Genomic DNA, 17,661 nt, shown 5'->3' with positions numbered 1-17,661 from the left:
GTCATCTGAATTGATTGAGAAGGCGGGCGATGGTTTCGCGTTCCTCCGGTTCGAGTATCTGACTTACAGGAATGCTCAGTTCCTCTCTGTGAATGCGTTCTGTAACGGGGAACGAAAGGGCTGCAAGCTCCTTGTAGCATTCCTGTTTGTGTGGCGGGACAGGATAGTGCACGTCGGTCTGTACGCCGTTACGCAGCAGATAGTCTTTAAGCTCGTCGCGTCTGTCACACAGTATCGGGAAGATGTGGAACACGCTGCTTTCCCAATATTCGAGCGATGGCAGCTTTATGTTTCTGTTGCTTACATTATTTATATAATACCTTGCGTTGTCCCGACGCTGTTCGTTTTCCGCGTCAATGTATTTAAGCTTCACGGTCAGGATGGCTGCGTGCAGCTCGTCCATACGGCTGTTTATGCCGATGTGTGAGAATATGTATTTCTTTGCCGAGCCGTAGTTGGCAAGTCCTCTTACCATCTCCGCCAGCATAGCATCGTCTGTCGTGACGGCTCCGGCGTCGCCTGCCGTGCCGATGTTTTTTGTGGGATAGAAGCTGTGCGCGGCTGCGTCGCCGAGTGATCCGGTACGTCTGCCGCCGTATCTGCATCCGTGCGCCTGCGCGTTGTCCTCTATCAGCTTCAGTCCGTAGTGCTTGCAGAGCCGTCCGATGGTGTCTGTGTAGGCGCACTTGCCGTAAAGATGCACAATCATGATGGCTTTTGTGCGTGGCGTTATGGCTTCTTCTATTTTGCTGTCATCCATCTGAAGGGTGTCGATGTCGGCTTCCACCAACACCGGTTTCAGGTTGTTTCTGCTTACGGCGAGAACAGACGCGATGTATGTGTTTGCCGGTACGATGACCTCATCACCCGGTTTCATGACGCCAAGTTCTATATATGCGCGCATGATAAGCGTGAGTGCGTCAAGTCCGTTGCCGCATCCCACACAGTGGCTTGTGCCTGTGAATTGCGCGTAAAGCCTTTCGAACGTTGCCGTTTCCTCTCCTTTAAGAAACCATCCGCTCCTTAATGTCCGTGCGAGAGTTTCGTGCAGCTCGTCGTAATGTAATGCCGTGATCTTCTTTAAGTCGAGAAACTGAATCATTTTATGTATTCAAGATAGTCTTCATATTCACGTATGTAGTCGCTTTCCTCAAAAAAGTCGGAAGCGAGTACAAGACAAACAGAGCCTGAGGAAAAGTCGTTGAGCGTGCGCCACGTGCCTGTCTCGACAAGCAGTCCCTGATAGGGATGGTTCAGAAGATAGGTTTTCGAGTTGTGTCCGTTGTCAAGTGTGACCGTGAACGAGCCGCTTACGGCTATTATGAATTCACGGCATTTCTTGTGGGCATGTCCGCCCCGGTTCTCACCTGACGGCACATCGTAAACCCAGTACACGCGTTTAACCTCAAAGGGGATATGTCTTATGCTTTCCGCAAAAGTGAGATTTCCCCGCGGATCAGTTATTTTAGGAAGCTCAATGATTTTTCCTTCAGGAATGTTCATTACAATATTCTATTTTATTATTGTTTCTGCAAGACGTTTGGCTTTGTCGCGCAGGTATGTAGTGTCATCGTTTATGTCACCGTAGCATAGCACAACTCCCATGCGGCGGTTGACATGCTGTTGCTGTTTTCCGAAAATTCTGATGCGTGTCCTGTCTTCTTTCAGGGCATCGATAAGGTTGTATTCCGGCTCGTGTGCGGCTTCCTCTTTTGCCAGAACGACCGCACTTGCACCGGCATGTTCAAGGTGTATGGCAGGTATGGGAAGTCCCATTACGGCACGGAAATGCAGCTCGAACTCATTCAGATTAAGCGTGTGCCCGAGCGTCACCATACCTGTGTCGTGCGGTCTTGGTGACAGTTCTGAGAAGATGACGCCTTTGTCGCGGGTCAGGAAGAACTCCACGCCCCATATTCCGGCTCCGGTCAGTGCTTTCGTTACGGCGTCCGCCATTCGCCGGGCTTCATTAAGGTCGTCCTCGTTTATAGCGAACGGTTGCCAGCTTTCGCGGTAGTCGCCGCTTTTCTGCACGTGTCCTATCGGCGGACAGAACAGGGTCGGACCGTCTTTCTGTGTCACTGTGAGCAGTGTGAATTCGCTGTCGAAGTGTATGAATTCCTCTATTATTATTTCCTTTACGTCGCCTCTGCTGCCTGCCATAGCCTCATTGAACGAGTTCTCAAGGTCGTCCGGTGTCTTTGCAACGGTCTGTCCGTGTCCCGAGGAAGACATCAGCGGCTTGACGACACAAGGGAATCCGATTATCGCAGCGTATTCTTTCAGTTCGTCAAGAGTCTTCGCGTAAAAGTATTTTGCCGTTTTCAGCCCCAATTCTTTTGCCGCAAGGTCACGTATAGCCTTACGGTTCATGGTGAAGTTTACGGCTTTCGCACTCGGTACGACCTGTATTCCGCGCTTCTCGATGTCGAAAAGCCGCTCTGTGCGTATGGCTTCTATCTCCGGTACTATTATGTCAGGACGGTGCTTGTTTACAACATTCTCGAGCATGTCTCCGTCGAGCATGTTGAACACTTCATACTCATCAGCCACCTGCATTGCAGGTGCGCCGGCATATCTGTCGCATGCTATCACATATTGTCCGGCACGTTTTGCTGCGATGACAAATTCTTTTCCGAGTTCTCCTGAACCCAATAGCAGTATCTTCTTCATTATGTTCTTTTATTTTATTATTTGCCTTATCATCTGCCATTCCGGCGATACGGCGATTTTGCGAAGGCTTGTTTCCATTATCTTCCTCATCGTTTCCTCCGACAGCTTGCGCTCATGTGCTATGTCGCAAAGGCTTTTCACCGGATTGCCGAACAGTCCGTAGTAATCCTTCAGCGCTTTCTCATCGTCCGGAGGGATTATGCGTATGAGGTGCATGATGTAATGTTCTACCTTCTCACTTACACAGTCGGGCTCTTTCCCGAGCCGTATGAGGAAGTGGTGAAGTTCTTCTGAAATCGTATCCATATCTTATGCCGCTTTATATGCAGACGGTTGTGTTGAATAAAAACATTTATAACTGTTGTTGGGGTGCTGTATGTTGTGCGACGGCAGACTTTATACTGAAAATTTCACCATGCGTCCGTGATGCTCCGGAACCGCATGATGAAATTCTGCCGCAGATGACATCGCTTATCTGTTGCCGTACATCTGTTCGTAATATTTCTGATATTCGCCGCTTGTCACATCCTTTATCCAGTCCTGATGTTCCAGATTCCAGCGTATTGTCTTTACTATTCCGTCGGCGAATTTTGTCTCCGGATACCATCCGAGCTCGTTCTTTATCTTTGTCGGGTCGATGGCATAACGCTGGTCATGTCCCAACCTGTCTGCCACAAAAGTAATCAGTCCGTCATTTATCCAGTCAATTCTTATGTCGCCGTTCTCGTCGAGTTCCTGTTTCCTGAGCACTTTCCTGAGTTCCGGCTCGTTCTCCATCATGTCGTGGATGGTCTTTATTGTGAGTTTGACAATGTCGATGTTCTTCATCTCGTTGTGTCCTCCAACGTTGTAAACCTGACCGTCACGACCCTCCCTTACAACGAGGTCGATTGCCTTGCAATGGTCTTCAACGTAGAGCCAGTCGCGCACATTCTCTCCCTTTCCGTACACCGGGAGCTTCTTTCCTTCAAGTATATTGTTGATGATAAGGGGTATAAGCTTTTCCGGGAAATGGTAAGGACCGTAGTTGTTCGAGCATCGTGTTATGGTGACAGGCATGTGGTAAGTGTCGTGATATGCCATTACGAAAAGGTCGGCGCTTGTCTTTGACGCGCTGTACGGACTGTGCGGGCAAAGTGGAGTGTCCTCCGTGAAGAATCCTTCCGGACCGAGTGAGCCGTAAACCTCGTCGGTCGCAACCTGATGAAAACGCTTTCCTGCCTTCCATACAGGGTATCCGGCATCGTCCTTCCCTGTAACCCATGCCTTGCGGGCTGCATCCAACAGGTTCTGCGTTCCGAGGATATTTACCGACAGGAACAGCTGCGGGTCCTCAATACTCCGGTCTACATGGCTTTCTGCGGCAAAGTTTACAACATAGTCGATGTCGTTTTCGGCAAACAGTCTGTCAGCGAGTTCTCTGTCCCTTATGTCTCCGCGGACGAAGAAGCAACGCTCGTTGTCGATGTCGTCTTTAATTGTGCCGAGGTTTCCGGCGTAGGTCAGAAGGTCGAGCACAATGACTTTGATGTCCTCATTTTTGTACTTTCTGTGAAGCAGGTACTTGATGAAGTTCGCACCAATGAATCCTGCGGCTCCTGTTACAAGATAAGTCTTCATGTCTATATACTTTTTTTAATGATTTTTCCTTTTGCGTCCGTATACTCCGTGTGGTTATGTCCGTGGCGTCAAGTCGCCAGAACTTCGGTCTGCATATGCGGCTTCTCCTTCATCGCCAGCGTCAGGAAGCAAGCCCGCGGCACACACCTCCGTATGCATGCATGTGTATGAGAGGCGGCGGGACGTGTGTATTGCCGTTCTATCCGTCGTAATCGTTCTGTATCACTTTGCGCGGATCAGCCAGCGTGATGACCTCGCAGTCTTTGAAGCGGCTGCCGTCTATGGTCAGCCTTACGAGCGTCCTGTCCACGTGCCATCCCTGAAGTCCAGCCGCTCCGGGGTTGATGTGCAGCAGTCCGAGAGTCTTGTCATATTTTATTTTAAGTATATGCGAGTGTCCGCTTATGAACAGCTGTGGCGGTGAGGCATATATTCTGTTTCTTATGCTTGCGTCGTAGCGTCCCGGATATCCGCCTATATGTTTCATAAGTACATCCACATCCTCGCACCTGAATCTGAGTATCTCCGGAAACATCCGTCTCAGTTCCCCTCCGTCACAGTTGCCGCATACGGCTCGAAGGGGGCGGAAGGCAGCCAGTTTTTCTGCGAGCTGTGTGGAGCATATGTCTCCGGCATGCCATATCTCATCGCATGTCTCAAAGTATTCCAGATATTTGTCGTCCCAATATGAGTGGGTGTCGCTTATTATTCCGATTCTTTTCATTGCAAACGTACTCCTTGGAAAGAAGTCATGGCACGGTTACAAGTCTTGCCATGCAAAGATAATGATATTATTTAAATGTAGCAAGCATGTATTTTGTTTTTATCCTCTGCGTCACGGTTATACTCCCCGGCAAGGGCCTGACGTCATGTTCTCTGCATCAGATTGCCTGTACGTCTGCAAAGGAACACGAGCAGCAGCGTAGTCAGAACGGCGGCAATTGAATATGAATAAAAGCTGAATGCGGCTGGTCTTGCAAGATAGTCTATCGCCGGTTCTTCGAGAAAGTAGAACAGCAGACTGTTTGTTCCTATGTAGCCAAGTATCCGGTTGCTGATGTTCACGTAGCGTACGGCGTTTATCATGACCGCAGAGAACAGCAGACTTGATATTGTTGGGTTGGGGTGGAAGTATTGCAGCAAGGCAAACAACAGTGTGCCCGGCAGGATGACATATACCGGCTGTATATGCCTCAGCTTGTCGTAGAAAAGGGCGGTTAGCATGCCTGACGGGAAGTTGAGCACCGTGATGAACCACCACGGATCCATTTCTAACACGTAATTTGCCAGACAATAGTATGCCACGCACACCGAAGAGACTGCCAGCACGCATGCCCTTGGATTTCTGAAAACCTTGAATATGACGATGGAGAGGGCGTAAAGACCTATTATGACCTTATAGAACCACGCCTCGTTGGCAGGTGGTATGTCAAGAGAAAGAAACGATGTGAGCAGCCGGGGAGTAAGCTGACTGCTGTCATACAGTATATATATGATGAGGCTTACTGCCCAAAGCCACAGGTAAGGAATGAACAGTCTGATGAATTTGCTCCTTATGTATGCCCTGCCGGAAAGCCTGTTGCGTCGCAGCGAGAAGAACATCCCGAATCCTGAAAGAAACAGAAAGACGCCTGTGCCTCCATATCCCCACAGCCATCCTGTGCCCACATCGGCGAGCCAGCTGTCCGTGTGGCATCCGGGCATGTCTATGGCACTGAGGTATGTGTGGTGCACGATAATCATAATCATGCACACTCCTCTCAGGGCATAAGAGTCGTTTTTCTCCAGCAGACCGTGTACCTTCATGTACGTAGGCGGCTTATGTTGTCACATACCGAACTTTTTCCGGATGAAGTCCTTTATGAGTTCTTCGGTCTTTTCCATTCCGAGTATGCTCGAGTTGACGCACAGATCGTACGACGCGGAGTAGCCCCATTTCTTGCCTGTGTAGTAATTATAATATGTGGAGCGTTCGCTTTCCCTGTCGTTTATTATTTTCATTGCGGTCTCGGCTCCGCATCCGTGCCTTTTGGCAACGCGCTCTATCCGTTCCTTTATATCCGCCGTGATGAATATGTTGACTGTGTTCTCATATTCGCGCAGCACGTAGTCGGCACACCGACCCACAAACACGCACGAGCCTTCCTGCGCCGCCTTGCGTATGGCATCGCTCTGAAACTGGAACAGACTTTCCTGTGACAGCCGGTTGTTGTAGAATCCCGAGCTTGAGAGGAATGGCATGTGGGCGTAGAAGAAAGACTTGAGGAATCCTTTCTGCTCATCGTTCTGCTCGAAGAACTTCTCACAGAAGCCGCTCTCCTTAGCCGCAAGGTTAAGCAGTTCCTTATCATAGAACTTGCATCCGAAGTCTTTGGCAAGCATCGAAGCGATGATGCGTCCGCCGCTTCCGAGCTGGCGGCCCACATTTATTATTATCTTTTTGTCATCCATTGGTGAGCTCTCTATATTGTTTTTTGAATTTTTTCATGTATAAAGCCATTATCCACGCGGCTATGATTGCCGCAATGGCGTCGGATGCCGGCATTGCCGCCCACACACCGTCTATGCCGAACATATGTGGCAGAACAATGAGAAGCGGCAGTAGGAACAGCAGTTGTCTCGACAGCGAGAGGAATATGCTTATCTTGGCTTTGCCTATACTCTGGAAAAAGTTGGTCACCACCATCTGGTAGCCCACTACGGGGAACATCAACATTATGGTGCGTATGCCCTCTACTGACATGTCTATGAGTGTGGCGTCTGTTGTGAACAGCCTTGCGCACAGCTCGGGTATGACCATCGCGATGACGAATCCTGTGGTCATGATCACGGTCGCCGCTATCATCGCATACTTCAGAACCCGCATCATCCTGTCAAGCTGCTGCGAGCCGTAGTTGTATCCGGCGATGGGCTGCATGCCCTGGTTCAGACCCATGTTTATCATCACAAAGATGAACGCCACGCGGTTGGCGATGCCGTATGCGCCCACCGCAAGGTCGCCGCCATACTTCACCAGGCTGTTGTTTATGAATATCACGATGATGCATGCGCACACATTCATCGAGAAAGGCGACAGACCTATGGCTATGATATTCCTCGCGATGTCGCGGTCGGGACGGTATATGCCCCTGTGCAGGTGCAGCAGTTCGTTCTTGTTGCTCATTATATGCATCTGCCATACCAGCGCGGCTATCTGCGAGAGCACCGTGGCGTATGCCGCACCGCTTATGCCCAGACCGCATCCCCATATGAATATCGGGGCGAGGATGGCGTTCATAACCACCGTGGCTATGGTTATGAACATAGCCTGTTTCGGCTTGCCTGTGGCGCGAAGCACGGCGTTTGTGCCGTAAAACAGCTGGCTGAACACGTTTGCCGCAAGGATGACTGTCATGTATTCGCGCGCATAGGGAAGCGTCTGATGGCTCGCTCCGAAAAAGCGAAGGATGGGGTCGAGAAAGAGAAGGCTGACAGCTCCCACCGTGATACCGATGACAATGTTGAGCGTCACGTTGTTTCCGAGAATGCGCTCCGCCGTCTTGTAGTCTTTCTGACCGAGTTTCACAGACAGATAAGTGGACGCACCTATACCTACGGCAGCACCGAATGCCGCTGTGAGGTTCATGAAAGGGAAAGTGATGGCAAGTCCTGAAATTGCCATGGCACCCACGCCTTGCCCAATGAATATGCTGTCAATCATGTTGTAGAGCGAGGCTGCCGTCATTGCTATGATGGCGGGCAGGGCATACTGCATGAGCAGTTTGCCTACCGGTTTGGTGCCTAATTCTAATGTTGCTTGTTTATTATCCATAATTAAAAATCCTGTGCAAAGTTACTGCAATTTGCAGATATACGAAATAAATTGGCTTTGTTTTTCAGGTCTCCGTATTCATTTTATTTACCGTTACGGACGGCACGGCTGCTCTCCGATATACTTATATTATTTTGATGGAACACCGCTTGCAGATTCATGACATGATGCATAATTATGCAGGAAAACGTTCCTGAGAACGCATTAATATACATCTGAACGTTCAAATTAAGGCAGTATTTGCACAGAGAAGTCCGTCCGGCGGCAAATACGTGATTTTCGGGCGTTTTACGCAACTGTCTGTATGCCAACGGATTGTGTTTTTCAGTCTTCCTGTTCCGCCATTTCAGCTTTGCAGAAAAGGCTTTTCGGTGTTGCGGAAAAGGCTCTTTCGCGTTGCAGAACATGCTTTCCCGCATGCCGGAAAAGGCTGTCCTGTATGCTGAAAGGGGCTTTCCTGCGCCGGAAAAGCCGGTGTCAGACAGTGCCGGATGTGAAAAACCGCACTGCTGACGCATTTCCGGCATGCCGTGACAGCGTTTCCGATGGTTTGCGTTATCTGTTTCGCGAAAAAACAATGTCATGTTTTTTTACTTTCATAATGCATAAATATTCATCACCGTAAAGATGCTGCGGTATGTTTTCATTTCCGCATGGAGACTGCGTTGTACGGTGAATGATGTGTTACGTAAGGCGGTTTTTCGTGTAAAAAACAGACAGACGGAATATAAATTCCGCGCGGAATGGCGGATAGTTGAGAATATTTTATAAATTTGCATTATATGAGGCGTCTGTATGCCGTGACGGATGCATATGCCTGTAACGAGTGAGACATACAAACATTAGAGTAAGGATAGCCGATGATAAATGCTCTTACCTTATACGAGTTGAACAATATGGTGGCGGAAGTCATCAGTTCTGTGATGCCCGATGAATATTGGGTAGAGGCGGAAATATCGGAGATGCGCGTCGTGAACGGGCATTGCTACATGGAGCTTGTGCAGAAGGCGGAGGACACGAAGACGCCCGTAGCCCGCGCCTCGGCAAAATGCTGGCGCACACACTGGGCTCTTGTCAAGGCTGCGTTCGGACGGGTCACGGGGCGGGAGCTGAACACCGGGATGAAGGTGATGATGCGTGTGCATGCCGACTTTCACGAGGCTTACGGCTTCTCATGGATTGTCACAGACATAAATCCGGAATACACGCTCGGCGACATGGCTCGCAGGCGTCGCGAGATAATAGCCCGTCTGAAGGAGGAGGGCGTCCTTGAACTGCAGAAGGAGCTTGTGCTGCCACTCTTCACGCAGCGTGTGGCGGTAGTGTCGAGCGACAATGCAGCCGGATATGACGACTTCTGCAACCAGCTGCACGACAACGGCAAGGGGCTTGCCTTCACTGTAAGGCTGTTCCCTGCGGTGATGCAGGGCGAGGCGACCGAACGGAGTGTGATAGCAGCCCTGAACGAGATATATTCGAGGGCGGACGAGTTTGATGTGGTGGTTATAATAAGAGGTGGCGGCGCAACGAGCGATTTGTCCGGCTTCGACACGCTGAGTCTGGCGGAGAACGTGGCAAACTTCCCTCTGCCGGTAATCGTAGGCATAGGCCACAACAGGGACGAGAGCGTGCTCGACATGGTGGCAAACCAAAGCGTAAAGACGCCCACGGCTGCCGCCGCGTTCCTTGTGGACAGGCTGGCTGCAGTGGCTGCGCAGGTGGACAGTGCGGCGGCGTTTGTCGCAAAATATGCCGCAGACATGATGGAGCGTGAGAACAGCCGCATAAAATATCTGTCCACGGTGCTGCCGTCGCTCTATGCCACGGTGAGAAACCGTGAGACTGAGAGTCTGACACGGTTGCGCGACAGACTGTATGTCGCCGTGAGGCAGACGGCGGCAGACGAGAGAGCCCGGCTCGGGACAATGCCCCTGCGGCTTGCCGGAGCCGCGCGGCAGAGCATAACGGCAGGACGTCACCGTCTGGAGATGCTCGGACAGCGCACGGAGGCGGTGGATCCGCAACGCATGCTGTCGCGCGGATACAGCATCACTCTGCACGACGGCAAAGCTGTGACCGACGCTTCCGCGCTGACGGACGGCGACCGTCTTGAGACGGTCCTTGCGAAGGGCAGGGTGGTTTCTAAGATAGAACGAATATCAAAAAAAAGAAGATAGGACTTTATGGCAAAGGAAACGCTGAAATACGAAGAGGCTATGACACGCCTCGAGAATATTGTCGCGGACATGGAGAACGGCAATCTTGACATCGACTCGCTCTGCGAGAAGGTGAAGACCGCACAGAAACTCATAAAGATGTGCCGTGACAAGCTCACCCGTACGGATGAGGAGATAAGGAAAATACTGACAGACAATCAGTGAATACGGTGCTTGCGGACACGATTTTATAACTTTGGGGTATTTTCTGTGACAATTTGTTGTGGAAATGTATTTTTATTGCTAATTTTGTCTCTCGGTTGTTTCATCATATGGAATATATAAATAATTCATGGTTATGAAAGATATAGACTGGTCAGGTTTGTCGTTCGGATATGTTCCGACCGACTATAACGTGCGTTGTTGCTACAACAACGGCAAGTGGGGAGAGATAGAAGTGTGCTCAGACGAATATCTGAAACTGCATATGGCAGCCACCTGCCTCCACTACGGACAGGAGGCTTTCGAGGGACTGAAGGCTTTCCGCTGTCCGGACGGGAAAGTGAGGGTGTTCCGCATGGACGAGAACGCCGCACGCCTGCAGAGCACCTGCCGCGGAATAATGATGCCGGAAGTGCCGACAGAACTGTTCTGCGAGATGGTGAAGAAGGTGGTGCGTCTCAATCAGGAGTACATCCCGACCTACGAGAGCGGGGCGTCTCTCTACATCCGTCCGCTGCTCATCGGCACCACGGCGCAGGTGGGCGTGCATCCCGCAACGGAATACATGTTCCTTATATTCGTTACTCCTGTGGGCCCTTACTTCAAGGGAGGATTCTCCACCAATCCTTATGTCATAATACGCGATTACGACCGCTCGGCTCCGCTCGGCACCGGTGTATACAAGGTGGGAGGCAACTATGCGGCGTCGCTGAAGGCAAATGCCATCGCACACGAGAAGGGCTATGCCTGCGAGTTCTATCTTGACGCCAAGGAGAAGAAGTACATGGACGAGTGTGGCGCGGCAAACTTCTTCGGTATAAAGAACAACACGTATGTCACGCCTAAGTCGACATCGATACTTCCGAGCATCACCAACAAGAGTCTGATGCAGCTTGCACGCGACTACGGCATGACCGTGGAGCAGCGTCAGATACCGGAGGAGGAGCTCGAGACATTCGAGGAAGCCGGAGCGTGCGGCACGGCGGCGGTCATCAGTCCTATCTCCTATATCGACGATCTTGACACAGGCAAGAGATACGTATTCAGCAAGGACGGACAGCCCGGACCCATATCCAGAAAACTGTACGAGCATCTGCGCGGCATACAGTATGGCACGGAGGAGGACAGGCACGGCTGGACAACAGTGGTGATTGGCTGACCGTAAACGGTGATTGAACAGATAATGTCAAACTTTAAAAATAAAAGATTATGCTAAGTAAGAAAATAGAAGAGGCTATCAATGCCCAGATAAACGCAGAACTGTGGTCTGCTTATCTTTATATGTCAATGGCTGCATATTGTCATGCAAAGGGTAATCCCGGCATGGGCAAGTGGTTTGAGGTGCAGTTTCAGGAGGAACAGGACCATGCCAAGGTGTTTTTCAACTACATCATATCGCGCGGCGGCAATGTGACCCTTACTCCGATAAAGGCGGTGCCGACGACATGGGACTCCATTCTCGACGTTTTTGAGAGCACACTCGCACACGAGCGTAGTGTGACAGGGCTTATCAACAAGCTTTTCGCACTGACAACGGCAGAGAATGATTACGCCACCCAGAGCATGCTCAAATGGTTCATAGACGAGCAGGTGGAGGAGGAAGAGACCGCACAGACCATCATCGACAACCTGAAGATGATAAAGGACAACGGTTACGGACTCTATATGCTTGACAAGGAACTCGGCGCGCGTTCTTATACACAGGCTGCGCCGCTGGCTGGCAAATAAGATATATTCGTGTTAAAAGGACGGACCGACATTACGCGAAAAGCGTGATTCCGGTCCGTCTTGCATATTTGTACGATCCTCAATCTTCCATGATTACATTGCCGTAGGAAATCTCATGACATGACAGCGTGTTGCCTTCAGCAATGTCACTAAGAACAGTGTGTGTGTCTGTACCGGTGTTTGTATCGGTACATATGAGCATATCCGCATGTCATCAGCACGTGTCTATGCGGTATTACGGTTGATAATGGTGTGATGACAGCGGTCTGTTAATGATTCTGTGGCGACATCCTGAAGTTGATAGGGATGCTGAGTTTGATGTTCACAGGTTTTCCTTTATTTGTCGCGGGAGTGAAGTCGGGTAGAATATCTATTATGCGCTCTGCCTCAGAGTTGAGACATTCATGAGCTGGCTCTACCACAAGAGGATTGCACACAGAGCCGTCTGACTTAACTACAAAACTCACAATAACACGCCCCTCAATGTTGTGTCGCAATGCATATAGGGGATATCTCAGGTTTTGTGTGATGAATTCGTTCAGTGCGTCGAACCCTCCGGGATATTCAGGCAAGACCTCCGCATTCATAAGTACGTCTTTCTCTTTAATGCTATGGTCCCATGACGGTTTTATGTAACTGATGTATGTCGTCCCGTCAACAGTGGTTGTTTCCAGCGGAATGGACGTGGATGACTCATATTCAAGTCCCGGATTGAATGTGTAGTACACGATGTAGCGGTTGCCTCCGACGTGTTTCACCTCAAGACTTTTGAGCGCATCCTCACCGCTGTCCTGCGCTCTGATTATCTCATCCGTCATTGACAGTCTTGTGGCTTTGGCTGTTTGTTTGATGCACTTGCGTGTCATGAATTCTTTCCTGATGTCTTCCGGTTTCTCGTCAGAATCAATGAATGTTGCGATATAGCGTTCGTAGAATTCGTAGATACGGGCTTTTGCTTCGGTGACATCCGAGTCTTCAGAGGTTGCTGCTGTATATCCGGACGTTGCGTTTTCCTTAGTTGGAGTTCCGGCAGGACGGGCTGTGACGCTCCATCCTGCCATAATAACCAATGCAATTATTGTGTTTCTCATATTCATAATCACTTTTTTACGGGTGTTTCCTTTCAGAGTCGTTTGATGTCAGAGCGATATGCCTTTCTCCATGTCGAGTCTGCTGTCAGGATTTGTGGTGTTGGCTTGTGTCGCTTTGACGGGTATGTCGACTGTGTAATATGTGTCGTCGGAGGATATTTGCTGCTGAGGCAGAGTGTTTACCTGCGTGTAGAGAGCCTCTGCGGCGTCAGCGTCCTCCGGCGCATGATATATGCGGATGATGCATGAACGGTCTCCCAGGAACAATGTTTCCGGAATGCATTCAGCCAGCCCGCCTTCTTCGGTCAGTGCAATGTGCAATATCATATTGCAGTCCTTTTTTATGTAAAGGCGTGAGGCAATGCTCTGGAGAGTCTCCTTTGTCTTTGCCGGCATCTGGTTCAGAGCCACCTGCTCCGACATGTTGTCGTGTTTTTTGAAGAATCTTATTGAATTGCTGACGAGCGGATAGTTGTCCATATTGTCGAAATGGATGTTGTCGCGTCCCAAAAGCAATCCTCTCGAACCGGAGGATTTCTCTTCCACCTTCTCGTAGTCCATGAAAACAACCTCGTTGTATCCGCGTGGTACGAATGAGATTCCGTGGAAGTCAGGCTTGAAAGTGTTTATCTTCAGATACACGTCAACGTTCCCGTCGTAGGCAGGATCTATGGAGTAATCGTTGTGCTCCACAATGCTGTCCGGCGATACTACCTCCCATCTTCCGCCGGCAAACTTCCCCGGCTTCTCCATGTTGGTGCGGAAACTGTACCACTCGTGGTCTTTGGTGTAGACCTTGAACTCAGGTATGTAGTAGGTGTGGCCGTTATGCTTGGTTACACGCTGCCACATCCCGACGGCGTTTTTCTCTATCTGTTCCATTTGTGTCTTTCGTTGACAGTCTTTGTCTGCTTTTTGGGCAATGGCGCAGCCGGCTGTTAATGCCAGTGCTATGACGGTTGCTGCAACTCTTTTTGTGTTCATAATCTTGTTGGTTTTATGATATTGTCTGTCTTTATGTTCTTGTTGTATGGTCACCTAATCAGGTAACCTCCTGTGTTCGTGGCAATCATGCTCATTCGGGTGTTTGTAGCCACCCCGTAAGCAGTGCCCGGTTTCCATTTTATGGATTCCAGTTTGTCTTTCATCCTTTGCTTCACGATGTCTTCTATAGGCTCTTCGTCTTTGGCTTTTATGTCGATGATGTTCACTTTACCTATGCTTCCGTCGGAATAGACCATGAATGTTATCTCCGCCATACGGTCGCCAAGCCCCTCCACGTTGCGCATGAAGGTGTTTGTTGTGCTGTCCGGCAGTGTCTTGAAGGACGGCAGTTCATGAGGCTTCATGTCGTCGCGGTCGAAAATGAGCGAACTTATGTATTTTCTGATGTTGTTATCTTTCAGCGGTGAAGTGAGTATGTTGTCAATCACGTAACGTCCGTTGTTTATTGCAAGATGTACAGCCACATGCTTGTATTCGGCTTTCTTGGTGAAGAGAGCCTTGCCATATTCCACCATGTACCAGTTCATTTCGAGCGGCTGCACGTTCAGTGTGCGCTCTGCCCAAGAGTCTGTTTCGCTGTTGTCAAGCAGTGTTTTCTCAATATCGTTTCCCATGCGTGAAAGCATATCGTCAGTGAAGTATGCGTTTCTTATATTGCTCTCAATTCTCTCGCCGTGCGGTGTGAGCGCATATATGCATGATGAATAAAGATTGTACAGAAAGCGTGTCGGGTCGGTGACATGCTGTTTGTCGCTCATCCAGTCTAACGGCATTGTCATCGCCATGCTCACTGGTTTGCCGTCGATTTTAGCCGGACGCCATTTGGGCATTGTGTAGAATATGTCTTCCACACGTTTGTTTTGCTCCGCTGTGAGAGTTCCGATACAATGAACATCAGTCACGGTGCCGTCGCTCCTGACGATGAACCGCACCTTGACACGGTTGTCAGCCCGTAGTATATTGCCGATACTCTCCTGAATGTCACGCTTTGAACCGTTGTATACAGGCGCTTTGTCGGCATGTGTGTATACCTTTTCGTTTCTCAGCTTTTGTGACAATTGGTTTGCCATACCACGTTTTGTGTCTGTATAATCGCCTGAACTCTTGTCTGAGGATGTTGTCTTGTATAAGTCGGCATGCTTCAAAAGACCTCTTGGGTATGTTTTCTGTTTGTTTTCATCATCTGACGGATTGTTTACACCTACTGATGTCATGTATGTCCGTCCGATATGTATCTTGCCGTTTCTGTCAATGTGGCATTCGTTCACTTTTATGAGCCAGGAGTTTGTCCATACTTTATAATGCCTGTTGAGGCTCCAGTTGTCCACATCGCGCGCTTCTGAAATGTCGAATGTAAGCAGTGTGTCCGGGGCATTGCACACCCTGCTCTCTATCGCGAACACAGCTTTAGGGCTGTCTTGACCTATTATTTTGCTGTCGGTAATATTCCCGTTTCCGTCGACAACGCTCAGGCGGTAGTCGGTTGATTCGTCACTGTGCATGTTGGTGAACGCCACTGTATATCCGTTTCGTAGCGACATCTTTTGCCCTTTTCCTGCCATTGTCAAATCCTGATTTGATGCAGTGCTTATTGCTTTTACGCTTTTCAGATTGTCAAGATCCAAATCTTCTGTATCCTTGTCTGCTTGGTCGTCTGTCTCAAGAATCGGAATTTTTATGCTCTCTTTTATTCTTTCGACAATCTCCTTTCTGCTTTCTTCCATTTCGGTTGCTATCGCCTCTATTTTAGGACTGGCAAAGGCTATCAGTGCAAAGGTACTTGCCGGTATGATGTAAAGGTATTTGCATATGGTCCATCGTCTGGATTTGTCTTTCAGCATCATTATTATTCTGGATTTGAGTGACGTGTGTGAGAATCCGTTTGCGACGGTAAGGAAATGTGGTTTCGCAAGACGTGAAACAAGAAGCAGCTGATATTCCTTCATTTGTGTGCCCTGTCTTAACACGTGCTCGTCTGCCTCATATTCGTGAATGGCGCACAGGTCGTGACGCAACATCCAAAGAACTGGGTTGAACCACTGCAATGTCTCTGCAATTGCCATTACAATAATGTCCGCAGAATGATGGCATGCCACGTGTGCGCGTTCGTGTGCTACCACTGCGTTATATGACGGTTCGCTGGCGTCTTTTTCGCCTATGACGATGCTTCTCATCCAACTGAACGGCTGTATGTCGCCTTTGTGGCAGTATATTGTCGCGTTGTCATCAATCCTGCGTTTCCATATGCAGTCACGGTGTATGTATAGGTGCAGTGATATTATCTGTATTGTGCGTAATAAAAAGACAGATATTGTACCTATTATATATACCATGACCAGAATCAGAGGCAACATGCTTTTGCCTTCATTCTGTTCTTGTGGAGAGGTGATGTCACTTTCTGTATTTCCCGTGTATGCCATTATGACATTCTCGTTTATGCCAGATTGGATTTTACCGGTGCTTTCCTGACCATTCTGAACCATCGGAGTCTATGACAGCGCATTGTCGAGATAGTCCGTTGTCATTTATCCTATTCTTGCGCTGTTGGTGCTTATGCTCATCACGGAAGCGTTATTCCATTCTATGTGTATTGACGGAATGATGAACGATACGGCAAGTATCGACAGCAGTACAATACGGTTCAGGCGGTGTCTTTTCTCATTTCTAAGGAATAGGGAAAACGGCAGGTACAGTACGGTCAGGCATAAAGCTGACTTTATCGAATATATAATGAGAGATACCATAGGCTTGAATATTTAGTTATGGTTTATTTTTTAGCTGAGGTTACAGGCTGTCTTTTCTATTTGCTGTTTATCAGTCGGATGAGTTCTTGGAGCTCATCGTCATTCAGATTCTCGTTTTTCACAAAGAAGGACACTAACGATTTGAATGAGCCTCCGAAAAAGGTGTTCTTCATTTCGTTCGTTTCCAGTTTCAAGTATTCGCTTTTGCTTATGGAAGGATAGAAAACAAAGTTCTTCATACCTTTGTTTTTTTCGTATTTGACGAAACCTTTTTGCGTCATGATTCTCAGAAAAGTAGCCAACGTGGTGTAGGCTGGCTTAGGATCGGGAAATACAGATAGCAGTTCGTTTATGGTGGCTTTTTGTTTCTCCATGCTCCATAACAGTCCCATAATCTGTTTCTCGTGCTGTGTCATTTTTCTGTTTTTGTCCATAAATAGAGTTGTTCTGGTTTCATGTTTTTGCAAAGATATAGATTAAAAATATACAGAACAAACATTCTGTTATTAAATTTTTAGTAAACAAACGGTTTTAACTTTTGTTTTTAGTAAATGAATATCATATGACGGTTTTTATATTAATTATACCAGCTATCTGTATTATTGGTGCAT

18 protein-coding genes are annotated in these 17,661 nt (G+C 48.8%); 4 read left to right on the top strand and 14 right to left on the bottom strand.

Annotated elements, in window-relative coordinates:
- Window position 1: 1 nt before the first annotated feature.
- The 9 genes from BN4609_RS12720 to BN4609_RS12680 all read right to left on the bottom strand — a co-directional run bounded on the left by BN4609_RS12720 (window position 2) and on the right by BN4609_RS12680 (window position 8,104).
- Window positions 2-1,102, bottom strand: a complete 1,101-nt coding sequence (locus BN4609_RS12720) for a DegT/DnrJ/EryC1/StrS family aminotransferase (RefSeq protein WP_068857025.1) — start codon at window positions 1,100-1,102, stop codon at window positions 2-4.
- Window positions 1,099-1,503 carry a sugar 3,4-ketoisomerase gene (locus BN4609_RS12715; protein WP_068857024.1) on the bottom strand — a complete coding sequence of 135 codons (405 nt, stop codon included), beginning with the start codon at window positions 1,501-1,503 and terminating at the stop codon, window positions 1,099-1,101. The genes BN4609_RS12720 and BN4609_RS12715 overlap by 4 nt, the downstream gene beginning before the upstream one ends.
- A gap of 9 nt (window positions 1,504-1,512) precedes the next feature.
- Complete coding sequence (gene purT, locus BN4609_RS12710) at window positions 1,513-2,673, bottom strand: formate-dependent phosphoribosylglycinamide formyltransferase (RefSeq protein WP_206196564.1); 1,161 nt, start codon at window positions 2,671-2,673, stop codon at window positions 1,513-1,515.
- 9 nt (window positions 2,674-2,682) lie between these two features.
- Window positions 2,683-2,979, bottom strand: coding sequence for a hypothetical protein (locus tag BN4609_RS12705; RefSeq protein WP_068857022.1), 297 nt, complete (start codon window positions 2,977-2,979; stop codon window positions 2,683-2,685).
- A 165-nt stretch (window positions 2,980-3,144) separates the two neighbouring features.
- Window positions 3,145-4,293 (bottom strand): dTDP-glucose 4,6-dehydratase, encoded by a 1,149-nt coding sequence (gene rfbB, locus BN4609_RS12700; protein WP_068857021.1) that lies wholly within the window; start codon window positions 4,291-4,293, stop codon window positions 3,145-3,147.
- A gap of 199 nt (window positions 4,294-4,492) precedes the next feature.
- A complete protein-coding gene (locus BN4609_RS12695) occupies window positions 4,493-5,017 on the bottom strand; it encodes a metallophosphoesterase family protein (protein WP_068857020.1) in 525 nt (174 codons plus the stop codon).
- Between the two features lie 143 nt (window positions 5,018-5,160).
- The gene (locus BN4609_RS12690) at window positions 5,161-6,099 is read right to left on the bottom strand and encodes an acyltransferase family protein (protein WP_068857019.1); all 939 of its coding nucleotides are present in this window, start codon (window positions 6,097-6,099) and stop codon (window positions 5,161-5,163) included.
- Between the two features lie 21 nt (window positions 6,100-6,120).
- Window positions 6,121-6,744 (bottom strand): cytidylate kinase-like family protein, encoded by a 624-nt coding sequence (locus tag BN4609_RS12685; protein WP_068857018.1) that lies wholly within the window; start codon window positions 6,742-6,744, stop codon window positions 6,121-6,123.
- Window positions 6,737-8,104 (bottom strand): MATE family efflux transporter, encoded by a 1,368-nt coding sequence (locus BN4609_RS12680; protein WP_068857017.1) that lies wholly within the window; start codon window positions 8,102-8,104, stop codon window positions 6,737-6,739. The genes BN4609_RS12685 and BN4609_RS12680 overlap by 8 nt, the downstream gene beginning before the upstream one ends.
- A gap of 860 nt (window positions 8,105-8,964) precedes the next feature.
- Here BN4609_RS12680 and xseA point away from each other — a divergent pair.
- The 4 genes from xseA to BN4609_RS12655 all read left to right on the top strand — a co-directional run bounded on the left by xseA (window position 8,965) and on the right by BN4609_RS12655 (window position 12,210).
- Window positions 8,965-10,281 (top strand): exodeoxyribonuclease VII large subunit, encoded by a 1,317-nt coding sequence (xseA, locus tag BN4609_RS12670; RefSeq protein ID WP_068857015.1) that lies wholly within the window; start codon window positions 8,965-8,967, stop codon window positions 10,279-10,281.
- A gap of 6 nt (window positions 10,282-10,287) precedes the next feature.
- Window positions 10,288-10,485 carry an exodeoxyribonuclease VII small subunit gene (gene xseB / locus BN4609_RS12665; RefSeq protein ID WP_021994331.1) on the top strand — a complete coding sequence of 66 codons (198 nt, stop codon included), beginning with the start codon at window positions 10,288-10,290 and terminating at the stop codon, window positions 10,483-10,485.
- A gap of 133 nt (window positions 10,486-10,618) precedes the next feature.
- The gene (locus BN4609_RS12660; protein ID WP_021994332.1) at window positions 10,619-11,641 is read left to right on the top strand and encodes a branched-chain amino acid aminotransferase; all 1,023 of its coding nucleotides are present in this window, start codon (window positions 10,619-10,621) and stop codon (window positions 11,639-11,641) included.
- 50 nt (window positions 11,642-11,691) lie between these two features.
- Window positions 11,692-12,210, top strand: a complete 519-nt coding sequence (locus BN4609_RS12655; protein WP_021994333.1) for a ferritin — start codon at window positions 11,692-11,694, stop codon at window positions 12,208-12,210.
- Window positions 12,211-12,479: 269 nt separating this feature from the next.
- Here BN4609_RS12655 and BN4609_RS12650 read toward each other — a convergent pair whose 3' ends face one another.
- Genes BN4609_RS12650 through BN4609_RS12630 form a run of 5 tightly spaced genes read right to left on the bottom strand, consistent with a single transcriptional unit; the run spans window position 12,480 to window position 17,484 of the window.
- Complete coding sequence (locus tag BN4609_RS12650; protein ID WP_164071690.1) at window positions 12,480-13,301, bottom strand: energy transducer TonB; 822 nt, start codon at window positions 13,299-13,301, stop codon at window positions 12,480-12,482.
- Window positions 13,302-13,349: 48 nt separating this feature from the next.
- Window positions 13,350-14,285, bottom strand: a complete 936-nt coding sequence (locus BN4609_RS12645; protein WP_164071689.1) for a hypothetical protein — start codon at window positions 14,283-14,285, stop codon at window positions 13,350-13,352.
- Between the two features lie 50 nt (window positions 14,286-14,335).
- Entirely contained in the window at window positions 14,336-16,789 is a 2,454-nt protein-coding gene (locus tag BN4609_RS12640) for a M56 family metallopeptidase (RefSeq protein WP_068857012.1), read from the bottom strand.
- 42 nt (window positions 16,790-16,831) lie between these two features.
- Window positions 16,832-17,050, bottom strand: coding sequence for a hypothetical protein (locus BN4609_RS12635; protein WP_068857011.1), 219 nt, complete (start codon window positions 17,048-17,050; stop codon window positions 16,832-16,834).
- A 56-nt stretch (window positions 17,051-17,106) separates the two neighbouring features.
- The gene (locus tag BN4609_RS12630) at window positions 17,107-17,484 is read right to left on the bottom strand and encodes a BlaI/MecI/CopY family transcriptional regulator (protein WP_068857010.1); all 378 of its coding nucleotides are present in this window, start codon (window positions 17,482-17,484) and stop codon (window positions 17,107-17,109) included.
- Between the last annotated feature and the right edge of the window lie 177 nt (window positions 17,485-17,661).

It is taken from the genome of Leyella lascolaii (genome assembly GCF_900079775.1).
Classification (GTDB): domain Bacteria; phylum Bacteroidota; class Bacteroidia; order Bacteroidales; family Bacteroidaceae; genus Prevotella; species Prevotella lascolaii.
Note: the sequence above shows the minus strand (reverse complement) of the source record. Positions and strands in the feature narration are given on the sequence as shown.